At 69.6% G+C, this 21,187-nt stretch carries 21 protein-coding genes; 9 read left to right on the forward strand and 12 right to left on the reverse strand.

Translation table 11 applies throughout. The features are described from left to right. Nucleotides 1-36: 36 nt before the first annotated feature. The 6 genes from prpB to ABTZ43_RS00735 form a co-directional block, all read right to left on the reverse strand. Nucleotides 37-945: a methylisocitrate lyase gene (gene prpB, locus ABTZ43_RS00710; protein WP_056415296.1), complete on the reverse strand. Its 909-nt coding sequence runs from the start codon at nt 943-945 to the stop codon at nt 37-39. A gap of 319 nt (nt 946-1,264) precedes the next feature. Beyond that, a complete protein-coding gene (locus ABTZ43_RS00715) occupies nt 1,265-2,791 on the reverse strand; it encodes an MmgE/PrpD family protein (RefSeq protein WP_350537519.1) in 1,527 nt (508 codons plus the stop codon). Continuing rightward, nucleotides 2,788-3,459, reverse strand: a complete 672-nt coding sequence (locus ABTZ43_RS00720) for a GntR family transcriptional regulator (protein ID WP_350537520.1) — start codon at nt 3,457-3,459, stop codon at nt 2,788-2,790. The genes ABTZ43_RS00715 and ABTZ43_RS00720 overlap by 4 nt, the downstream gene beginning before the upstream one ends. A 373-nt stretch (nt 3,460-3,832) precedes the next feature. After that, complete coding sequence (locus ABTZ43_RS00725) at nt 3,833-4,204, reverse strand: transcriptional regulator (protein ID WP_149422206.1); 372 nt, start codon at nt 4,202-4,204, stop codon at nt 3,833-3,835. Beyond that, entirely contained in the window at nt 4,197-4,640 is a 444-nt protein-coding gene (locus ABTZ43_RS00730) for a hypothetical protein (RefSeq protein ID WP_350537521.1), read from the reverse strand. The genes ABTZ43_RS00725 and ABTZ43_RS00730 overlap by 8 nt, the downstream gene beginning before the upstream one ends. 37 nt (nt 4,641-4,677) lie before the next feature. Continuing rightward, on the reverse strand, nt 4,678-5,655 hold the full coding sequence (locus ABTZ43_RS00735; protein WP_350537522.1) for an EamA family transporter: 978 nt from the start codon (nt 5,653-5,655) through the stop codon (nt 4,678-4,680). A gap of 39 nt (nt 5,656-5,694) precedes the next feature. On the opposite strand from ABTZ43_RS00735, the gene ABTZ43_RS00740 reads away from it, so the two are divergent. The 8 genes from ABTZ43_RS00740 (at nt 5,695) to ABTZ43_RS00775 (ending at nt 12,810) form a co-directional block, all read left to right on the forward strand. Continuing rightward, a complete protein-coding gene (locus tag ABTZ43_RS00740; protein WP_350537523.1) occupies nt 5,695-6,231 on the forward strand; it encodes a CGNR zinc finger domain-containing protein in 537 nt (178 codons plus the stop codon). A 15-nt stretch (nt 6,232-6,246) separates the two neighbouring features. Further along, nucleotides 6,247-7,230 (forward strand): acetylxylan esterase, encoded by a 984-nt coding sequence (locus tag ABTZ43_RS00745; protein ID WP_350537524.1) that lies wholly within the window; start codon nt 6,247-6,249, stop codon nt 7,228-7,230. A gap of 110 nt (nt 7,231-7,340) precedes the next feature. After that, nucleotides 7,341-7,931, forward strand: coding sequence for a glucose-6-phosphate isomerase family protein (locus ABTZ43_RS00750; protein ID WP_056415269.1), 591 nt, complete (start codon nt 7,341-7,343; stop codon nt 7,929-7,931). A gap of 10 nt (nt 7,932-7,941) precedes the next feature. Further along, on the forward strand, nt 7,942-9,456 hold the full coding sequence (gene xylB, locus ABTZ43_RS00755; protein ID WP_350537525.1) for a xylulokinase: 1,515 nt from the start codon (nt 7,942-7,944) through the stop codon (nt 9,454-9,456). Next, on the forward strand, nt 9,456-10,412 hold the full coding sequence (locus ABTZ43_RS00760) for an NAD(P)-dependent oxidoreductase (RefSeq protein ID WP_350537526.1): 957 nt from the start codon (nt 9,456-9,458) through the stop codon (nt 10,410-10,412). Before xylB ends, ABTZ43_RS00760 begins: the two co-directional genes overlap by 1 nt. 12 nt (nt 10,413-10,424) lie before the next feature. Next, on the forward strand, nt 10,425-11,369 hold the full coding sequence (locus ABTZ43_RS00765) for a shikimate dehydrogenase family protein (protein WP_350537527.1): 945 nt from the start codon (nt 10,425-10,427) through the stop codon (nt 11,367-11,369). Next, nucleotides 11,369-12,334, forward strand: a complete 966-nt coding sequence (locus ABTZ43_RS00770) for a phosphotriesterase family protein (protein WP_350537528.1) — start codon at nt 11,369-11,371, stop codon at nt 12,332-12,334. The genes ABTZ43_RS00765 and ABTZ43_RS00770 overlap by 1 nt, the downstream gene beginning before the upstream one ends. 179 nt (nt 12,335-12,513) lie before the next feature. Next, a complete protein-coding gene (locus tag ABTZ43_RS00775; RefSeq protein ID WP_149422197.1) occupies nt 12,514-12,810 on the forward strand; it encodes a putative quinol monooxygenase in 297 nt (98 codons plus the stop codon). 70 nt (nt 12,811-12,880) lie between these two features. Here the strand turns inward: ABTZ43_RS00775 and ABTZ43_RS00780 are convergent, their stop codons facing one another. The 4 genes from ABTZ43_RS00780 to ABTZ43_RS00795 form a co-directional block, all read right to left on the reverse strand. Beyond that, the gene (locus ABTZ43_RS00780; protein WP_045252554.1) at nt 12,881-13,882 is read right to left on the reverse strand and encodes an ABC transporter substrate-binding protein; all 1,002 of its coding nucleotides are present in this window, start codon (nt 13,880-13,882) and stop codon (nt 12,881-12,883) included. Nucleotides 13,883-13,984: 102 nt separating this feature from the next. Then, nucleotides 13,985-15,016 (reverse strand): ABC transporter permease, encoded by a 1,032-nt coding sequence (locus tag ABTZ43_RS00785; protein WP_174233215.1) that lies wholly within the window; start codon nt 15,014-15,016, stop codon nt 13,985-13,987. Beyond that, the gene (locus ABTZ43_RS00790) at nt 15,016-16,518 is read right to left on the reverse strand and encodes a sugar ABC transporter ATP-binding protein (RefSeq protein WP_350537529.1); all 1,503 of its coding nucleotides are present in this window, start codon (nt 16,516-16,518) and stop codon (nt 15,016-15,018) included. The genes ABTZ43_RS00785 and ABTZ43_RS00790 overlap by 1 nt, the downstream gene beginning before the upstream one ends. A 177-nt stretch (nt 16,519-16,695) precedes the next feature. Further along, the gene (locus ABTZ43_RS00795) at nt 16,696-17,565 is read right to left on the reverse strand and encodes a sugar phosphate isomerase/epimerase family protein (protein WP_056415254.1); all 870 of its coding nucleotides are present in this window, start codon (nt 17,563-17,565) and stop codon (nt 16,696-16,698) included. Nucleotides 17,566-17,780: 215 nt separating this feature from the next. Between ABTZ43_RS00795 and ABTZ43_RS00800 the strand changes: the two genes are divergently transcribed. Next, the gene (locus ABTZ43_RS00800) at nt 17,781-18,782 is read left to right on the forward strand and encodes a LacI family DNA-binding transcriptional regulator (RefSeq protein WP_350537530.1); all 1,002 of its coding nucleotides are present in this window, start codon (nt 17,781-17,783) and stop codon (nt 18,780-18,782) included. A gap of 116 nt (nt 18,783-18,898) precedes the next feature. Here the strand turns inward: ABTZ43_RS00800 and ABTZ43_RS00805 are convergent, their stop codons facing one another. Further along, nucleotides 18,899-19,882 (reverse strand): aldo/keto reductase, encoded by a 984-nt coding sequence (locus tag ABTZ43_RS00805; RefSeq protein ID WP_350537531.1) that lies wholly within the window; start codon nt 19,880-19,882, stop codon nt 18,899-18,901. Continuing rightward, a complete protein-coding gene (locus tag ABTZ43_RS00810; protein WP_350537532.1) occupies nt 19,869-21,164 on the reverse strand; it encodes an L-fuconate dehydratase in 1,296 nt (431 codons plus the stop codon). Before ABTZ43_RS00810 ends, ABTZ43_RS00805 begins: the two co-directional genes overlap by 14 nt. Nucleotides 21,165-21,187 lie beyond the last annotated feature (23 nt).

Consider the following 21,187-nt stretch of genomic DNA (forward strand, 5'->3'; position numbering starts at 1 on the left):
AGGGCGCTCAGTACCCGGAAGTGAGACGAAGGGCGGTCAGGGACGCCCTCTGTCTACCGTGAAGCCTGCGACGCCCGAGTCGAACTGCGTGTAGGACTCGTAATCGATCAGGTCGTAGAGATCGGCTCGGTGCTGCATCTCACCGAGCTTCGAGGTGAGATGCCCCTCCTCGTTGAGCGTATCGAGCGCACGGCCCGCGGCGCCCATCGCGATACGCAGCAGCGAGACCGGCCAGATGACCATGTTCACCCCGGCATCCCGCAGCTGCTCGACCGAGAAGAGGTCGCTCTTGCCGAACTCGGTCATGTTGGCGAGGATCGGCACGTCGAGCGCCTCCGCCATCGCCTCGAACTCCGCCAGCGTGCGCATCGCCTCGGGGAACACGGCGTCGGCCCCGGCATCCACCAGCGCCTTCGCCCGATCGATCGCGGACTCCAGTCCCTCGATCGCACGGATGTCGGTGCGCGCCATGATCAGGAAGTTCGGGTCACGACGGGCGTCGGCGGCGGCGCGGATGCGACGGATCGCCGTGGTCTCGTCGACGACGCTCTTGCCGTCGAGGTGGCCGCAGCGCTTCGGATTGATCTGGTCTTCGATGTGCGTGCCGGCCAGGCCCGCGTCTTCGAGTTCCTGAATGGTGCGGGCGACGTTCATAGGCTCGCCGAATCCCGTGTCGGCGTCGACGATCGCGGGGATGTCGGTCATGCGCGCGATCTGCTTCGCGCGGCCTGCGACCTCGGTCAGCGTGGTGAGCCCGATGTCGGGCACCCCGAGGTCGGCGGAGAGCACGGCGCCCGAGATGTAGACCCCGTCGAACCCCTTCTGCTCGATCAGGCGGGCGCTCAGCGGGTTGAAGGCGCCGGGGAATCGCAGCAGCTCGCCGCTCGCGAGCCGCTCGCGGAACAGGCGGCGCTTCTCGGCCGGCGTGACGTGGGAGTACAGCATCAGTTCTTCCCTCTCTGGCGGGGTGCGCGTTTCGTCTCGCTCCGCTCGCTCAACGACCGGAAGGGAAGTCCCCGCTCGTGGAGCGAGGAGCGAAGTCCCGCGTCGCGGAGCGAGGAGCGAAGTCCCCGCTCGTGGAGCGAGGAGCGAAGTCCCCGCTCGTGGAGCGAGGAGCGAAGTCCCCGGCCGCGGAGCGAGGAGCGAAGTCCCCGGCCGCGGAGCGAGGAGCGGAGTCCCCGGCCGTTGAGCCGGTGGCACGGTCCCCGGTCGCTGAGTCCCCGCACGTTGAGCGAGGAGCGAAGCGACGAGACGAAACGCGACATCAGAACAGGCCCTTCGGGGCGTCGGCACCCTCGAGCAGGCCGGGCTTCGCGATGATCGACAGCTCGCCGACCTCGGCGGCCGTGAGCTCGGGCAGGCGCTGCACGAGCTCGAGGAACCGCTCGATCTCGGCGGCCTCGAGCACGGGCTCGGCCAGCAGGCGGAACTTCGCGATGTAGTTGTCGCGGGCGAACGGTCGGGCGCCGAGCGGATGCGCGTCGGCGACGGCGATCTCGTCGACGACGGTCGTGCCGTCGGTGAGGCGGAACTCGACGCGACCGCCGAACGCCTTCACGTCGGGGTCCTCCGAGTGGTAGCGGCGCGTCCACTCGGCATCCTCGGCCGTGGTGACCTTGTGCCACAGCGCGACCGTGTCCTCGCGTCCCGCACGCTCCGGAGTGTACGAGTCGACGTGGTGCCAGCCGCCGTCCTGCAGCGCGACCGCGAAGATGTACGGGATCGAGTGGTCGAGCGTCTCGCGCGATGCCGTCGGGTCGTACTTCTGCGGGTCGTTCGCGCCGGAGCCGATCACGTAGTGCGTGTGGTGGCTGGTGTGCAGCACGATCGCCTCGATGTTCGCGGGGTCGCGCAGCGCCGGGTTCTCGGTGCCGAGCTTGCGGGCGAGGTCGATCCACGCCTGCGCCTGATACTCGGCCGAGTGCTCCTTCGTGTACGAGTCGAGGATCGCGCGCTTCGCCTCGCCCGCGGCGGGCAGCGGCACCTCGTAGGCGGCATCCTTGCCGTCGAGCATCCAGGCGATCACGCCGTCTTCGCCCTCGTAGATGGGAGCGGGGCTCGTCTGCCCGCGCATCGCCCGGTCGACGGCCTCGACCGCGAGCTTTCCGGCGAAGGCCGGGGCGTGCGCCTTCCAGGTCGAGATCTCGCCCTTGCGGCTCTGCCGGGTGGCGGTGGTGGTGTGCAGCCCCTGGCCGACGGCCTGGTAGATCGTCTCGACGTCGAGGCCGAGCAGGGTGCCGATGCCGGCGGCGGCCGACGGGCCGAGGTGGGCGACGTGGTCGATCTTGTGCTTGTGCAGGCAGATCGCGCGCACGAGGTCCATCTGGATCTCGTAACCCGTCGCGATACCGCGCACGAGCGCCCGTCCGTCCGAGCCCGCATGCTGCGCGACGGCGAGGATCGGCGGGATGTTGTCGCCCGGGTGCGAGTACTCGGCCGCGAGGAAGGTGTCGTGGTAGTCGAGCTCTCGCACGGCGACACCGTTCGCCCAGGCCGCCCACTCGGGGCTGGTGCGGTGGTCGAGGGCTGCACCGAAGACGGTGGCCCCGATGCCTCCGGTCGAGACGGGGTGGCTGAACGCCTGGGCGCGGGCCGCATTGATGGGTCCGCGGGTGAGCGATGCCGCGGCGACCGAGGCGTTGTCGATGATGCGGTTGATGATCATGTCGACGACGTCCTGCTCGACCTCGACCGGGTCGGCCGCGACCTCGGCGATCTTCCAGGCGAGCTGGTCTTCACGGGCGAGATTCTCGTCGCTGCGGTGGACGCGGACGTGGTGCGTGACGGTCATGATCTTCCTTCGGTCGCGGGATCGGGGAGGGAGTCGAGGATGCCGGTGAGCGCATTGTGCAGGTGCACGTGCGTGGCGTGGGCGGCGAGGTCGCCGTCGCGTGCGGCGAGGGCGGCGGCGATCGTGCGGTGCTCGGCGGCGGATGCGGCGAGACGGGCGGGCTTGTCGCGGGCCATGCGACGCACCCGCACGAGGTGGGTGCGCACGGTGCGCAATGCCGAGGCGATGTAGTCGTTGTCGACCGCGGCGTCGAGTGCCGCGTCGAAGCGGGAGATCAGGGCGTAGTACGCGTCGCGGCCCGCCGAGGCGCCGAGATCGACGTGCGCGAACTCCTCGGCGAGTCCGGCGAACAGGGCGGCGTCGCCCCGCTGGGCGGCGAGGCGCGCGGAGCTCTCCTCGAGCGCGCGGCGGATCTCGAACAGAGCGCGGATGTCGTCGGCATCCAGATCGGCGACCACCGTGACCCGCGGGGACTGCTGCACGACCAGCCCGTCGGCGGCGAGGCGGCGCAGGGCCTCGCGCATCGGGGTGCGGCTGACACCGAGGCGGGCGGCCTGCTCCACCTCGCCCAGCACGAAGCCAGCAGGAAGCGTGCCGGACTGGATGTCCTCCAGCAGTGCCGCGTGCGCTCGATCGCTCGCGGTGATGCGATCGGCGACGGAGCTCATTCCCTCAGTGTATACATAAGCGCAGCCTGAGGGAACCTCGAGGGATGAACCGCACCTCGACGTATACATAGCGACTCCAGCGCCGTCGCTCCGTCGACACCCGGCCTCCTCTCCACCCCGCGCGAGCGACAAGCGGACGGCATCCGCTCCTCCGTGCGGGGTCAGTTACGCACCCGGAAATCCGTGCGGGGTCACTTACGCACCCGGAAATCCGTGCGGGGTCAGTTACGCACCCGAAACGCCGCTCCGGGATGCGAAATCGACCCCGCACGAAATCGACCCCGCACGAAGTCGACCCCGCACGAAGTCGACCCCGCACGGAAGCGGGCACGCCGCGCAAGCCAGGCATGCGCCGGCGATCGGGGCGGCCTCGCTACGAGAGGCTCGAAGCCCCTGCGCCCGGCCGCTGAGCGTCGCGCACGAGAGCCGTGAGCGCCGCGAGGTAGGCGGTGAAGCTCGCGCGTCCGAGCGGCGTGAGGGCCACGCGCCTCCCCCGCTTGTCGGAGGCGCTCTGGCTGACGCTCACCACGCCGGCACCGGCGAGCATCGACAGATGCTTGGACAGCGCCGACTTGCTCACTCCCGTGAGACGCAGCAGTGTCGAGACGTCGACGTACTCGGCCGGCGACAGCGCCGACAGCACCGCCAGGCGCGCCGGTTCATGGAACAGCGGATCGAGCGCGGAGGCGGGAGAGACCGATCCTCCCGCCGCATCGCCGCTCTCTGACGGCGAGCCGTCAGGCATCGCCGCGCCGCACCCCTCCGTCGAGCGGCTCCCTGCGCGTCGCGAGACGCACGAGCGCCGGAGTGCACACCACGAAGATGACGACCGCGGCGAACAGGGCCGAGATCGTGTTCGGCGCCGCCCAGTCGAGCGCACGCACGAGCGCCTGCGTCGCCACGTAGACGCCGATGACAGCGAGGGTGCTCGCCACGAAGAGGACCACGCCACGTCGATCCGACCAGTCGAGGCGCAATCGGATCGGCCTGGCCACCGAGAGCACCACGACGGCGAGCGTCACCACACCCAACAGCCAGAGCATGTCGAGATCGACGACCGCGGCGTACGCGATGATCATCACCGCCGTCACGGCCGCGGCGGCGAGGGCGCCCGTGCGAGCGGCCCGGCGCTGGCCCTCTCGCGCCAGATCGAGATTCTTCTGTGCGTCGTCATTGTTCACTGCGATCATCCTCCAATGGTTTCCCGTGAAGAAACTATCACATCGTTGCGCGTGAGGAAACCATCTCCGGCTCCCCGAGCGCCGTGGAGCGCGGCTCGCCCAGCTTCACCACGACCACGCCGACCAGCACGAGCGCAGCACCGAGCGCCTGCAGCAGGTCAGGCGACTGCCCGAGCAGCAGCCAGCCGAAGAGCAGCGAGGCGACGACCTCCGACAGGGCGATGAAGGATGCGAGGCGCGACCCCAGCATCCGCGTCGAGGCGATGCCCAGGACGTAGGCGAGCGCCGTCGCGATGAGGCCGATCGCCAGCACCGGAACGAACCACGGCACGGCGCCGAAGCGGTAGGCGATGTCGTCTGTCGTCCACGCCATGGGCAGGATGCCGACGAGCCCGGCGACCGTCAGCGCGACCGCGCCGAGCAGCAGCCCGCCCCCGGCGAGGGCGATCGGAGGCATCCCCGTGTCCGCCTTGGCCGACAGGAGGAAGTATGTCGCCGCCCCCACCATCGCGGCGAGCGCCCAGAGGATGCCGGCGACGTTCACCTCCGCGCCCGTGACGATGTCGAGCATCAGCACGAGCCCGACGAACGCGATGGCGGCGCCGATCACGCTGCGGCGGGTCGGTCGCTCTCCCCTGCGCAGCCACAGCCACAGGATGACGGCGATCGGCGCCGTGTACTCGATGAGCAGGGCCAGGCCGACGTCCATGACGGCGACCGCCTGGAAGTAGCAGAGCTGCGTCGCGGTCACCGCGAGCAGGCCGTAGGCGGCGACCAGCGCGGCGTTCTTGCGCAGCACACCCCATCGCCCTCGCAGCGACACGATCGTCGGGATCAGGAGCACGAGCGCGGCGATCCACACCCGCGCGGTCACGGCGGCCCCCGGCGTCCATCCCGCATCGATGAGCCCGCGCGCCCAGCCGCCCGACATCCCGAAGGCGAAGGCCGCGCCGATCGCCAGCGGCAGACCGATGCGTACACCCGACACCGTGGCGTCATTCGCAATGTGGCTCATGACAGGTGACGCTACTCGCGCACGATGTAAGGTGTCAATATGAACTTCACCGATGACACGGAAGAGGCGCTGCGCGCGGCGGTCCGGCTGGTGAACTCCGCCGAAGACCCCGCGACCCTCGAGACGCTCGCGGACCACGACGCCTTCCTCACGGACTTCCCCTATTCGGGACGAATCGACCGCGATGACGCCGAGCTCGCCGCGCTGCGGGCGATCCGCCCCCGGCTGCGCGCCATGCTGCTCGCCCCCCGTGACGACATGGCCCGGCACGTGAACGCCGCCCTCGCCGAGGCGCACCTCGCGCCCCGGCTCGTGCGCCACGACGGCGTCGACTGGCACCTGCACGCTGTCGACGACGAGCGCCCGCTCGCCGAGCGCGTGCTGATCGAGACCGCCATGGCCCTGATCGACGTCATCCGCGCCGATGAGGGCTCCCGCATCTCGATCTGCGCCGACGACACCTGCGAGGCCCTGGCCCTCGATCTGTCGCGAAACCGCTCGAAGCGCTACTGCTCGACCACCTGCACCAACCGCAACGCCGTCGCCGCGTATCGGGCACGGCGCGCGAACGCCTGACCCGCTCGGAGACCGATGACCTCCTTCCCCTCGCCCTACGACACGTGGTTCCCCGACGCCGAGTTCGACGGCACGTACGGGCACACGCCGAGCACGCTGCGCGAGATCGCGCCGGTCCCCGCGCCGCCGGGCTTCGCCGAGCGATGGGTGCGCTGGCGCGAGGAGGCACGGGCGACGGATGCCGACCCCACCGTGCTCTCCACCTCGTCGGTGGACGGCCGACGGGTGTCGATCATCGAGCATGCGGGAGTCGACGGCATCCGGCTGCGCGCCTGGCTCGTCGAGCCGCTCGAGGGCCCCGCCCGCGTCGGCGTCGTGCACGGCCACGGGTACGGCGGGCGGGATGCGATCGATCTGTCGCGCGTGCCCGCCGACGCCGCCGCGATCTTCCCGGTCGCCCGCGGTCTCGCGACGTTGAACGCGGGTGTCGGCGCCCCCGATCAGCCGCTCGAGCACGTGCTGACCGGCATCGACGATCCCGATCACTACGTGCTGGGGCTGTGCGCCCGCGACCTCTGGCTCGCCGCGGATGCGCTGACCGCCCTGGTGGCTCCCCTGCCGCTCTATTACATCGGCGAGAGCTTCGGCGGCGGCATCGGCGCCCTCGCTCTCCCGTGGGACGACCGCTTCATCGGGGCGACCCTCATCGTGCCCAGCTTCGGGCAGTACGACGAGCGGCTGGCGGTGCGGTGTCTCGGCAGCGGCGAGGCGGTGCGCGCGCACGTCGCGGTGCATCCGGAGGCTCGCGAGGTGCTGCGCTGGTTCGACGCGTCGACGGCTCTCGGCGTCGCCCGCGTCCCGGTGCGGGTCGAGGCGGCGCTGTGGGATCAGTCGGTGCCGCCGCAGGGGCAGTTCGGCGTCGCGAACGCGGCCCGGATGCTCGAGCTGTTCGTCCTCCCGGCCGGCCATGCCGACCATCCGGGACTCGACGAGGTGACGGCCGAGGCGGTCAGGGGCAGCCGCGCCCACCTCGCTCGCACGCTGCGCGCTGCCTCCTGAGATCAGGAGCGTCGCGCTTTCCGAACGCTGGACGCCACCTGTCATCACAGGTACACTCGACTTGTCATTACAGGTTGCGCAGCGCCGCAGCATCCGTACGAGGAGCATCGATGCCCCAGTTCCACACGCCCCCGATCTCGCCGATGGCGATCTCGTTCGACGCGGAGGCGCTCACGCTGAGTCCGGAGGGGCCCACCCTCACGCGGCGGATGTCCGACCTCGAGGGCCTGTTCCTGGACGCGGATGCCTGGGCCGCGGCATCGGCCGGCGAGAACCCCGTCGTCTACACCGTGGTCAGCTCGCCCGTCCCCGAGGTGGATCGCGAGCTGCCGCAGTCGATCACGACGATCATGCCGGGCGACACCTCGGGTGAGCTCTGGATGACCAAGGGCCACCAGCATCCGAACCACCAGGGCGAGATCTACCTCGCGCTGAAGGGCCGCGGGGGCCTGCTGATGTTCGACGGCGAGCGCACCGAGTGGCTCGACATGCTGCCGGGCACGATCGGCTACATCCCGCCGGGCTGGGCCCACCGCTCGGTCAACACGGGCGACGAGCCCTACGCCTTCCTCGCGGTCTACCCCGGCGGCGCCGGACACGACTACGGGTGGGTCCTCGATCACGGGATGGGCGCACGCGCCTATCGCGCGAGCGAGGGCGTGGACCTGCGCCCGTATTCCGCGTCCCCCTCGGCGGAATGAGGGCCGGGCCATGCTGATCGCGCACGATCTCGGCACCACCGGCAACAAAGCGTCGCTGCACCACGACGACGGGCGTCTCGTCACCTCGGTCACCGTGCCGTACCCCGCCCACTTCGCCGCCGGCGGCATCGCCGAGCAGGATCCGGATCACTGGTGGGATGCCGTGGTCGCGGCCACCCGCCAGCTGCTCGACCGCGCCACCGTCGCGCCCGAGACCATCGGCGGCCTCGTCGTCAGCGGCCAGATGATGGGCACGGTGCTCCTCGACGGCCACGGGCATCCGGTGCGGCCGGCGATCATCTGGGCCGACACCCGCTCGGGCCCCCAGACCCACGCCCTCGAGCAGCGTCTCGGCGCCCACGACGCCTACCGCCTGCTCGGCCACCGCCTGAATCCCACCTACTCGGTCGAGAAGATCATGTGGGTGCGCGACAACGAGCCCGACGTGTGGGCGCGGGTGCGCCACTTCTGCGTCGCGAAGGACTACATCGTCTATCGGCTCACCGGCCGCCTCGCGACCGAGCGGTCGGACGCCTCCGGCACGAACGCTTACGACCAGCAGGGCGGCATCTGGTCGACCGAGGTGCTCGCGGCCGCGGGACTCGACGCCGCACTGTTCCCCGAGATTGTCGAATCGACGACCGTCGCCGGATCCCTCACGGTCGAGGCGGCGGATGCACTCGGCCTCCCCGCCTCCGTCCGCGTCGTGATGGGCGGCGGCGACGGACCGCTCGCCGCGGTCGGCTCGGGCATCGTCGCCCCGGAGGACGGCGCGTACGTGTGTCTCGGCACCTCGTCGTGGATCTCGTTCGCGAGTCTCGCGCCGCTGCACGATCCGCAGATGCGCACCATGACGTTCGACAACGTGGTGCCGGGCTCCTTCGTCCCGACGGCGACCATGCAGGCGGGCGGCGCCTCGGTGCAGTGGATCTCCGAGGCGCTCTCCCCCGACCCCGCTCACCCCGACACCGCGCGGCTGACGGCCGAGGCCGGCGGCGACCTCGACACCGAGGATCTCTACTTCCTCCCCTACCTGCTGGGTGAGCGATCGCCCCTCTGGAACCCGCACGCCCGCGGGGCCTTCGTCGGGCTCGGGCGCCACCACACCCGTGCGCACCTCACCCGAGCGGTGCTCGAGGGGGTGGCGTACAACCTGCTCACCTGCATCGAGGCGTTCCGGGAATCCGGTGCGACGATCGACCGCATCGACGCCGTCGGCGGCGGCGCCCAGAGCGACGCCTGGCTCGGCATCCTCGCCGACGTGTGGGGCGTGCCGATCCGCCGCCGCACCATCGTCGAGGAGGCGAACAGCCTCGGCGCGGCCGTCACGGGCGCCGTGGGACTCGGACTCGCGGACTTCTCCGCGGCCCGCGCGCTCAGCGAGGTCACGGCCGAGTTCACCCCGGATGCCGGTCGGCACGCCGTGCACGCACAGCGGCACGCCCGTTTCACGGCGGCGTACGACGCCCTCGAACCGTGGTTCGCCTCCGCCCCCGCTTCCGCCCCCACCGGCCGCGAGAGCTGATGGGCGTCATCCTCGCGACCAGCCGCTCGTTCTCCGACGGTGACGTCGACCTCGTCGCCCTGGCACACGCCGCGGGCCACGAGATCGTGCGCGGCCCCGCGCACCATGCCCTTCCCGAGCTCGCGCCGCTGCTGGCCGCGGCGGAGGGCTGGATCGCGGGCACCGGACCGGTGACCGACGACCATCTGGCCGCCGCCCCGAACCTCAGGGTCATCGCGCGCTACGGCGTCGGCACGGAGGCGGTGGATCTCGATGCGGCGGTGCGGCGCGGCATCCCGGTGACGAACACCCCCGGGGCGAATGCGGATGCCGTCGCCGACCACGCCGTCGGGCTCATGCTCTCGGCACTCCGGTACACCGCCGACGGCGACCGTCGCGTGCGCCGCGGCGACTGGAGCGTCCGCCGCGGCAGGGAGCTCGGCGCGGCGACCGTGGGCATCGTCGGATTCGGGAGGATCGGGCAGGGTGTCGCGCGGCGGCTGAGCGGCTTCGGCCCGCGCATCCTCGCCACCGACCCGTTCCTGCCCGCCGCCGTGATCGCGGACGCGGGCGCCGAACCCGCCGACCTCGACGACCTGTTCCGCACCGCCGACCTCATCACGCTGCACGCTCCGGGCGGGCGAGCGCTCGTCGACGGGGCGCGGCTCGACGGCATCCGCCACGGCCTGATCCTGGTGAACACGGCGCGCCCCGATCTGGTCGACGAGTCGGCGCTGGCCGAGGCGCTGCGCGACGGGCGCCTCGGCGCGTACGCCGCCGACACGCTCGACGGCGACACCGCGGCGAGCGCGAGCCCCCTGCTCGCCGACGACCTCGCCGACCGCGTGATCGTCACGCCCCACCTCGGCGCCCAGACCACGCAGGCCGTCGACGCCATGGGATCGATGTCTCTCGACGACGTGCTCAGCGTGCTCGCGGGCCGCCCTCCCCTGCATCCCGTCTCCCCGCGATCCTGAAGGACCCAGGCAATGACACTCACCGAGACTCCCGCCACCACGACCGGCGGCTACATGGGCTTCATCGGCGTGAGCACCGGCTCGTCGTCGATCATGAGAGTGTTCCCGGCGTGGGCCGAGGTGCTGGGCCTGCCCACCGCGAATCTCGTGGGCCACGACCTGTCCATGGATGCGACGCCCGCGCAGTACGTCGCGATGGTCGAGCGGATCCGCGACGACCCCCACCATCGCGGCGCGCTCGTGACGACGCACAAGATGAACGTGTTCGCCGCCGCGTCCGACCTCTTCGACGAACTCGATCCGTTCGCCGTCTCGTGCGCCGAGATCTCCAGCATCTCGAAGCGCGGCGACCGGCTGATCGGGCGGGCCAAGGATCCGCTCACGGTCGACCTCGCGCTGAACGACTTCCTTCCCGCCGATCACTTCGCCCGCACGGGGGCCGAGGTCGTGATCCTCGGCGCCGGGGGCTCGGGCACCGCCCTCAGCTGGGCGCTGGCGGAACGGGCCGATGCTCCGGCGAAGATCACCGTGACCGCCCGCGACGACGACGCCCTCACTCACTTGCGCGAGGTGCACCGCCAGCACGGCACTCCCGAGGGACTGATCACCTATGTGCGCACCGACACGGTACAGGATGCCGCCGCGATCGTCGCCTCGGCGCCGACAGGGTCGCTGATCGTGAACGCCACCGGTCTCGGCAAGGATCGCCCCGGTTCACCGCTGCCCGACGATGTCGTGTTCCCCGAGGGCGCCTGGGTGTGGGAGTTCAACTACCGCGGCTCGCTGGAGTTCCTGCATCAGGCACGCGCCCAGGAGGCCGCGCAGGGCCTGCACGTCGTCGACGGCTGGCGGTACTTCATCCACGGCTGGTCGCAGGTGGTCGCCGACGTCTTCGAGATCGACCTCACGCCCGAGATCGTCGAGCGTCTCGCCGACGCCGCCGAATCGGTGCGCTGATGTCCGTCGTTCGCACGGTCCTCGGCGACGTCGACCCTGCCCAGCTCGGGCCGACGGACTACCACGAGCACCTCTTCCAGATCTCGCCGCTGCTGGTCGGCGACGAGCTCGACGACGAAGACCTCTCGGGTCGCGAGGCCGCGCTGCTGAAGGCCAGCGGGTTCACGGCGATGGTCGATGCCACCCCGTTCGGGCTGGGACGCGATCCGGAGGGGGTCGCGCGCATCAGCGCCGGCACCGGGATGCACGTCGTCGCCTCGACGGGACGCCACCGCGAGGCGCACTACGGCCCAGACCACCCCACGCGCTCGGCGGATGCCGAGACGCTGTCGGCGCGCTTCATCCGCGAGGTCGACGAGGGGATGCCGCGCCACGACGACGATCCCGAGGGTGTGCGCGCGCTCGGCCCCGACGGCGGGGCGCCCGTGCGCGCCGGTCTGCTGAAGGCCGGCGCGGACTACTGGCGCATCAGCCCGTTCGAGCACACGACGCTGCTCGCGGTCGCGGCGGCGCAGCGGACGACGGGAGCGCCGGTGATGGTGCATCTGGAATTCTGCACCGCCGCGCACGAGGTGCTCGATCTGCTCGAGCGTGAGGGCGTGGCCGCCGACCGCGTGGTGCTCGCGCATGCCGACCGCGACCCGGATCCGGGTCTGCACGCGTCTCTCGCCGAGCGCGGCGCCTACCTGGGTTATGACGGGTTCGCCCGCCCGCGCACCCGTTCCGATGCCGAGCTGCTCGCGCTGACCGCGCGGGTGGTCGAGTACGGGGCCGTCGATCGCATCGTGCTCGGCGGAGACGTCGCCCGCCGTACCCGCTACATCTCGTACGGCGGCATGCCCGGCCTCGCCTACCTCGGCGAGCGCTACGTGCCTCGTCTGCGGTCGGTGATCGGCGACGACGCCGTCGAGCGGATGCTGGTCGCCAACCCCGCCCGCCTGCTCACCCTGACCCCCGCACGTTGAGCGAGGAGCGAAGCACCCCCAGCCTCCGCCCGTTGAGCTAGGAGCGAAGCACCGAGACGAAACGCCCACCACTTCTCCCCGCCCGTTGAGCGAGGAACGCCCACCGCCCCTCCCCGCCCGTTGAGCGAGGAGCGAAGCACCGAGACGAAACGCCGCACCATGAACCCCGAGGAGACCTCATGACCGAACCGACCATCCTGCACGCCGTGTTCACCGCGCGCCCGGGAAGGGGCGACGAGGTCGCCGCGCTGCTGCGCGACTTCGCCGATGTCGTCCGCGCCGAGGAGGGCAACGTCGTGTTCGATGCGACCCGTCTCGTCGACGACCCCGACCGGTTCTTCGTCTACGAGGTCTATCGCGACGAGGCGGCATTCCGGTCGCACATCGCCGCTCCGGCGGGAGTGCCGTTCAACGAGGCGCTGCAGCAGCTCATCGTCGAGCCGTCGTCGATCCTCACCTTCCTCCGCCGCATCTGATCCGCCGCACCGCCGGACAAGGAAGAAGCCCCCCGCCCGAAGGCGAGGGGCTTCCGACGATCTGCTCGGGTCACTCGTAGAGGACCGCGGCGATGTCCTTGTCCTCGAGGTTGGTGCTGTCGTACCAGTACGAACCGGTGTCGTAGAACTTCTCGACCGACTCGCCGTTGGCGGCGTCGTAGGCGGCCTGCACGACCTGCGCGCCGATGCCGATCGGGTCCTGCGTGATCGCGCCGGCCATGGTGCCGTCCTTGATGGCGTTGATCTGGGCCGCGCCCGAGTCGAAGCCGACGATCGTGATCTTGCCCTTCTCGAGACCGAGCTCGTTCACGGCGTTCACGACGCCGATGGCCGAGCCCTCGTTGGTGCCGTAGATGCCCTTGAGGTCGGGGTGCGCCGCGATCAGCGTCTTCGCGATGTCCGCCGACTTCAGGTGGTCGCCGTCGCCGTACTGGATGTCGACGATGTCGATGTCGGGGTAGTCGGCCTCGATCTTGTCGACGAAGCCGTCACGACGCTCGACACCGGTGGAGTTGATCTGCGAGTGGCCGACGATCGCGACCTCTCCCTTTCCGCCGATGAGCTCCGCCATGTGCTCGGCCGCCAGCGCGCCGGCGACCTTGCTGTCGGTGGCCGAGAGGCTCAGGCCCACGTCGCCGTCGCACGGGGCGTCGAAGTAGACGACCGGGATGTCCTTGGCCTTGGCCTGCTCGAGCGGAGCGACGCACGCCTCGGGGTCGAGGGCCGCGTAGGCGATGGCGTCGGGGTTCTTGTCGATGGCGCTCGTGAGCATCTCGAGCTGCTGCGCGATCTCGGTCTCGGCGGCGGGGCCTTCGAACGTGATGCGCACGCCCAGCTCCTCGGCCTTGTCCTCGGCGCCCTTCTTCACGGCCTGCCAGAACTGGTGCTGGAAGCCCTTCGACACGAGCGCGATGTACATCTCGCCATCGCCGCTGCCTCCGTCGCCGCTTCCTTCTTCGATGACGTCACCGCCGCCGCCTGCACAGCCTGCGAAGACGAGGGCCGATGCGGCCACGAGCGCCGCGAATGCGGTCTTCTTGCCGAATTTCATGAAAACTCCATTGTTCTGTGGTGGATGGGACTGCGTGTGAGGTGGTGCGGATCGCAGCTGGTGCTGCGTTCTCTGGTGCTGCGTTCTCGGGTGATGGATGGGTCAGGTGTGCTGGCGGTTGCGCAGCGAGTCGAGGAAGACGGCCAGGAGCACGACGACGCCGACGACGATGTTCTGCCACTCCGACTGGATCGACAGGATGCGCAGGCCGTTGACGAGCACGCTCATGATGAGCGCGCCGATCACGGTGCCGAGGATCGAGCCGCGCCCGCCGAGCAGCGAGGTTCCGCCGATGATCACCGCGGCGATCGCCTGCAGCTCGTAGCCTGTGCCGATCTGCGGCTGGGCGGAGTCGAGGCGGGCGGCGATGACGATGCCCGCGATCCCGGTGAAGGCACCGGCGAACATGTAGATGAGGATCGTCCAGCGGCGGGTGTTCACACCCGACAGGCGGGTGGCCTCCTCGTTCGATCCGATCGCGAAGGTGTAGCGACCGAGCAGGGTCTTCGACAGCACCAGCCAGGCCACGATCGCGAGGGCGGCGGTGATCAGCACGGCGTTCGGGATGCCGGGGATGATGACGCCGAGGGCGATCTTCTTGAAGTCGGGAGCCGAGGTCGAGAAGTAGATCGGTGCGACGTTGGAGATCACCAGGGCGAGACCGCCGGCGATCATCATCATCGCGAGGGTGGCGATGAACGGGGGCAGCCGGAGGAAGGTGATGTTCACGCCGTTGACCAGGCCCATCAGCACACCGGTGAGGACGCCGCCGATCACACCCACCCAGACCGGCAGGCCCAGGTTCGTGACGATGACGCCGGTCATCACGGCGCACAGCGCCATGCCGGTTCCGATCGACAGGTCGATGCCGCCGGTGATGATCACGAAGGTCGTGCCGAGGGCGAGGATGCCGATGACCGCCGTCGACAGCAGCACCGTGGCGATGTTGCTGAAGGTGAAGAAGTTGGGGCTGGCGATCGAGAAGAACAGCACCAGCACGATGAGCGTGCCGAATGCCAGCGACTGCTGGACCTGACGCTTCAGGAACCCGACGACGTCGCGCTTGTCGGTGTTCTCGTCGAGGGCGGTCTGGATGATCGTCGTCGTGGACGACCCGTTCTGCGGAGCGCTCATCAGTCTTCCTCCCCGTGTGCTGCGAGTTGCATGATCTTCTCCTGGCTGGCGTCCTCGTTGCGGAGGGTGCCGGTGATGCGTCCGTTCGCGAAGACCGCGATGCGGTTCGCGACGCGGAGGATCTCCGGCAGTTCCGATGAGATGACGATGATGGATTTGCCCGCATCCGCGAGCTGCTGCATGAGGCGGTAGATCTCTTCTTTGGCGCCGACGTCGATGCCGCGAGTCGGCTCGTCGAAGATGAGGATGTCGCAGTCGCGCATCAGCCACCGGGCGATGACGACCTTCTGCTGGTTGCCTCCCGACAGCAGCTTCACGATCTGGTTCACCGAGGGCGTCTTGACCCGCAGCTGCTCGACATACTCCTTGGTGCGGCTCTTGGCCTTGCTGTCGCCCATCCAGCCGATGCCGTTGGCGTAGGTGCCGAGCGAGGCGAGCACGGTGTTGAAGGTCACATCCTGCTCGAGCATCAGCCCGAGCAGCTTGCGGTCCTCCGAGAGGTACCCGAGGCCGTGCTTGACGGCATCCGCGGGCTGCGTGATCCTGGCCGCACGTCCGCCGATAGTGATCTCGCCGCCGTCGCTGCGGTCGGCGCCGATGATCGCACGGGCGGTCTCGGTGCGCCCTGCCCCCATGAGTCCCGCGAAGCCCAGGATCTCTCCCCGGTGCAGCTGGAACGACACGTCCTTGAGGAGGTTCCGGGTCGAGAGCCCCCGCACATCGAGGACGATGGGGTCGTCGGCGTGCTCACGGGCCGCGGGGCGCGTTCCCTCGTCGATCACGCGGCCGACCATCATCTCGATGATCTTCGGGATGCTGACCTCGGATCGGTCCAGTGATCCGATGTATGTGCCGTCGCGGAGCACCGTGACGCGGTCGGCGAGACGCCGCAGCTCGTCCATGCGGTGCGAGATGTAGACGATCCCGGTACCCGATGCCCGCAGCTGCTCGATCAGCACGAACAGCGTCTCGGTCTCGGAGTCGGTGAGCGCCGAGGTGGGCTCGTCCATGATCAGGACCTTGGCATTGAAGGAGAGCGCCTTGGCGATCTCGACCATCTGCTGCTCGGCCACCGTGAGCTCGCCCACGAGCTGCTTCGGGTTCAGCCTGATGTCGAGACGCTGGAGCAGTTCGGCCGTCTGCGCGTTGAGCTTGCGCTCCGAGAGGAACGGACCGGTGGTCGGCTCCCGCCCCACGAAGATGTTCTGCGCCACGGTGAGATCGGGCATCAGGTTGAGTTCCTGGTGGATGATCGTGATCCCGAGCTGCTGGGCCTGCAGCGGGCTGGTGAGCTCCACCTCCGACCCCTCGAAGGTGATGGTGCCCTCGTCCTTGGTGTAGATGCCCGAGAGGATCTTCATCAGGGTGGACTTGCCTGCGCCGTTCTCACCGACGAGCACGAGGACCTCACCGGCGCGCACCTCGAGGTGCACCTGCTTGAGAGCCTGCACACCGGGGAATCCCTTGCTGATCCCGTCGACTCTGAGAATGGGGTCACTCATGTGCTCACCTGCTTCCTTGGAGGTCGTCATCCGCTGATTCCGGTGGAACCGGAAACATCGGATCAATTCTGCGGCTTGCACACCGCTCTGCGCAAGTTGTATCTAAATGTAACTAAGTGCCTGAGTGAAGGGAAGGCCTGTAATAACAAGTTGGCAACAGGTTCCCTCGACAGGACGTCAGTGCAGCCGGATCGAATCGACCGCGACGAGCTTGTCGCGGATGTACGCGTTCGCGTGCGCTCCGAGCTCGACGTTGTCGGTCCACAGGTTGCGCCAGATCCCGAGCATCCGGCTGAGGTCGGGAGCGACCACCGCCGACGAGAACGACTCGAACACGATCGGCCCGTCGTAACCGATGCGTCCGAGTGCCTTGAAGAACGTGTCGAAGTCGACCGTGCCGGTGCCGAGATAGCCGCGATGGCTCTCGCCGATGTGCACGTAGCGCAGCGACGGTGCCGCATCGAGCACCGGCGCGAACATATCCGACTCCTCGATGTTCATGTGATACGTGTCGAGATGGATGCCGACGTTCGGCCGCTGCACCTCGTCGACGAACGCGATCGCCTGACGCGCCGTGTTGAGAACGTTCGTCTCGTAGCGGTTGACGACCTCGAGCGACACCGAGATCCCGCGTTCGGCGGCGTGGTCGGCCACCCGTGCGATCGTGGCGCGACTGCTCGCCATGCCCTCGGCGGTGACCGGGTCCATGTACTTCTTCATGGCGCTGTAGATCACGCCGCAGAAGTGCTGCCCGCCGAGATCCGCCAGCACGTCGACCGCCTTGAGCAGCAGCGCCTCGCCGGCCGCGACGACCGCGGGGTCAGCGCTGGTCACATCGGTGGCCTCGGACAGTCCCAGTGACGCGCTGACCGACAGGTCGTGCTCCTCGAGCGCGTCTCTGGCGGCGGCGACATCGAACGAGAACGGGTCCATGAGCGGGAACTCGATGAGGTCGAAACCCGCCTGCTTCGTCTTCTCGACCGCGAGACGGATGCCGTCGGCATCGAAGTGTCCGGTCCAGACGAGCCCGTGGCATCCGATGTTCATGAGACCTCTCGAAAGACGGGTGTGGGGCACCATCGCCTCGCCGGATTTGGCACGTGCCAACTCCGTGTTCAGTCACCGTACGCGGAGGGCGGATGCGGTGTCAAGAACTTTCTTGGCACGTGCCAATCGCTGGGATACTGTGGAGTCGTCGGTGCCGCGCGGCCGCGCAGTCGCCCCCGCGCATGCGCGCACCGACGCCGTCGACAAGGAGCTCCATGCCCGCCAGCGTCAAGGATGTCGCCGCCCTCGCTGGGGTGTCCTCATCCACCGTCTCGAACTACCTCAACCACCCGCATGTGCTCGGAGAGTCCAGCGCCGCGAAAGTCAGGGACGCGATCGATCGACTGGGATACGTGCCGAACGAATCGGCACGCCAGCTGCGTGCGGGGTCGAGCAAGACGCTCGCGCTGATCCTGCTCGACGCCTGGCTGCCGTACTTCCACGAGCTCTCCCGGGGCGTCGAGGATGCCGCGCGCGAAGGCGGCTGGTCGCTGTTCTTCAGCAACAGCAACCGCGACGCCGCCACCGAGCGCGGCAACATCGACATGTTCGAGGCACACCGCGTGCAGGGCATCGTCATCTATCCGCTCGAAGACGTGGTGCCCCGACTCGAACAGCTCGCCGATCGCGGCATCCGCTCGGTCGTGGTGGGGCCCATCCCCGAGTCGTCGAGCGTCGGGTCGGTGCGCTTCGACGACCGCGGCGGCGGGCGCCTCGCCGGCGAGCACCTGCTCTCTCTCGGCCGTCGCCGCATCCTCTTTCTCGGAGCGCCCAGCGTCAGCCAGTCGAACGATCGCCGGAGAGGGCTGGAGGATGCCGTCGCGGGCACCGACGCCACGATCGAGGTGATCGACGTGCCGCATCTCGCGACCGAGGACGGACTCGAGGCCGGCGGGCGCGTCGCCGCACTGCCCGCCGCCGAGCGCCCCGACGCGATCTTCGCCGCGAACGACATGGTGGCGATCGGCGTGCTCACGCAGCTGCTGCGTCACGGCATCCGCGTTCCCGAGGACGTCGCGATCGTGGGCTTCGACGACGTCACGCAGGCGCATCAGAGCGTCGTGCCGCTGACGAGCGTGCGACAGCCGGGGTACGAGATCGGCCGTGCCGCGGGGGCGGCGCTGATCCGCCAGCTCACCGACCCGACAGGCGAGCTGCCCGCACCGACGCCGTTCGCGGCCGAACTCGTGATCCGCGAGTCGACGGTCGGCGCCTGAGCCCGCCGATGCCCCGTGCACGATTCAGCACGACGTTGCGCTGACACCGATGCCGGGCATCCGGAATCCGCGTCCCGCGCGCGCTCCTGCTGAATCGTGAACGCGTCCAGCCGCGCTCAGGCGGGGATCAGCCCCTCCGCCGCCAGCTCCTCCCACAGCGCGGACGGGATGTCCCGCGCCGCGTACTCGGCGTTCTGCCGCAGCTGCGCCGCGCGGCTGCCGCCCACGACGACCGAGCGCACGACGTCGGACTGCAGCGGGTACTGGATCGCAGCTGCCGGCACCGGCACGTCGTGCGCCGCACATACCGCGGCGATGCGCAGCAGCCGCTCCCACAGCTCATCCGGCAACTGACCGTACTCGTACCGGCCGTCGCGTCGCGGCTCGTTCGACGCGAGCAGGCCCGAGTTGAAGACGGATGCCGCGACGATCCCCGTTCCGGTCTCCCGGCATGCCGGCAGCACGTCCTCGGCCGCCGGCTGCTCGAGCAGCGTGTACCGCCCGGCGACCATGATCAGGTCGAGATCGGCCGAGCGCACCGACGCGGCGAGCGCGTCCGACACCATCGAGCCGACGCCGATCGCCGACACCTCGCCGCCTGCACGCACCTGCTCGAGCGCGGGCAGGGCCTCGGCGAGCGCGAGGTCGAGGTCGTGCCGCTCGGGGTCGTGCAGGTAGACGAGGTCGATGCGCTCGATGCCGAGGCGCTCGCGAGACTCGTCGAGGCTGCGGCGGATGCCGTCGGCCGAGAAGTCCCACTCGCGGCGCAGGTCGTCGGGCACGTGGAAGTCGTTCGCGGTGTCGAGGCCGCCGTCGTGATCGGGGTTCGGCCGCAGCAGCCGACCGACCTTCGTCGACAGCACGTACTCGTCGCGCGGTTTCGTCTGCAGGAAGGCGCCGAGGCGCCGCTCCGAGAGCCCCAGCCCGTAGTGCGGAGCCGTGTCGAAGTAGCGGATGCCGCTCTCCCACGCCGCCTCGAGGATCCCCCACGACTCCTCGTCGCTCAGCGCCCGGAAGAGGTTGCCGACGTTCGCGGCACCGTAGCCGAGGCGCGGAAGCGTCAGTCGCGCGGAGACCTCCGCGGGCTCAGACACCGACATGCCGTCCCGTCCACGTGTAGGCGGCGATGCTCTCGGCCTTCATCTCCATGCCGGACCCTGCCACGGTCGGCGCCATGTACGAGCCCCCCCTGATGTCGGTGGGGATCACGAAGTGCTCGTGCAGATGGTCGACGAACTCGATCATGCGTCCTTCGCGGGTGCCGGTGACGGCGACGAAGTCGAACATCGACAGGTGCTGCACGGCCTCGCAGAGACCGACTCCCCCGGCGTGCGGGCAGACCGGCACCCCGAACTTCGCGGCGAGCAGCAGGTTGGCGATGTTCTCGTTGACGCCGGCGACCCGCACGGCGTCGATCTGCATGACCGAGATCGCCTCGGCCTGCAGCAGCTGCTTGAAGATGACCCGGTTCTGCGCGTGCTCGCCGGTGGCGACACGGATGGGCGCGATGCCTCGTGCGATCTCGGCATGACCGAGCACGTCGTCGGGGCTCGTGGGCTCTTCGATCCAGGCCGGGTGGAACTCGGCGAGCGCGGTGACCCACTCGATCGCCTCCGACACCTCCCAGCGCTGGTTGGCGTCGATCGCGATCGGGAAGTCCGGTCCGCAGACCTCGCGCGCCTTGCGGAAACGGCGGATGTCGTCGTCGAGGTCGGCACCGACCTTGAGCTTGATCTGGGTGAAGCCGTCGGCCATCGCCTCGCGGGCGAGCCGCTCGAGCTTCTCGTCCGAGTAGCCGAGCCAGCCGGGGCTGGTCGTGTACCCGGGGTAGCCGGTGGCGAGCAGCTCGCGCTCGCGCTCGGCGCGGCCGGGCTCGGCGGCGCGCAGGATCTCGAGGGCGTCGTCGCGGGTCAGTGCGTTGGTGAGATAGCGGAAGTCCACCAGGTCCACCAGCTCTTCTGGCGTCATCCGCGCCAGCAGCTGCCAGAGCGGGAGCCCCGCGCGCTTGGCCTTGATGTCCCACAGCGCATTGATGACGGCGCCGATCGCCATGTGCATGACGCCCTTCTCCGGTCCGAGCCAGCGCAGCTGGGAGTCCCCGATGATGTCGCGGAACGTGCCGCCCATGTCGTCGAGGAGCGGCTCGATCTCACGACCGACGAGGTGTCCGGCGAGCGCGTCGATCGCCGCGACCTGCACGTCGTTGCCGCGGCCGATCGTGAAGACGAAGGCGTGGCCGTCGATGCCGTCCTCTGCATCCGTGCGTACGATCACGTACGCGGCGGAGTAGTCGGGGTCGGGATTCATCGCGTCCGAGCCGTCCAGACTCAGCGACGTCGGGAAGCGGATGTCGGTCGTGTCGAGGGCGACGATGCGGCTCACGGGATCCTCTCGTGCACGGGGGG

The sequence above is a fragment of the Microbacterium sp. NPDC097977 genome, from assembly GCF_040302605.1.
Classification (GTDB): domain Bacteria; phylum Actinomycetota; class Actinomycetes; order Actinomycetales; family Microbacteriaceae; genus Microbacterium.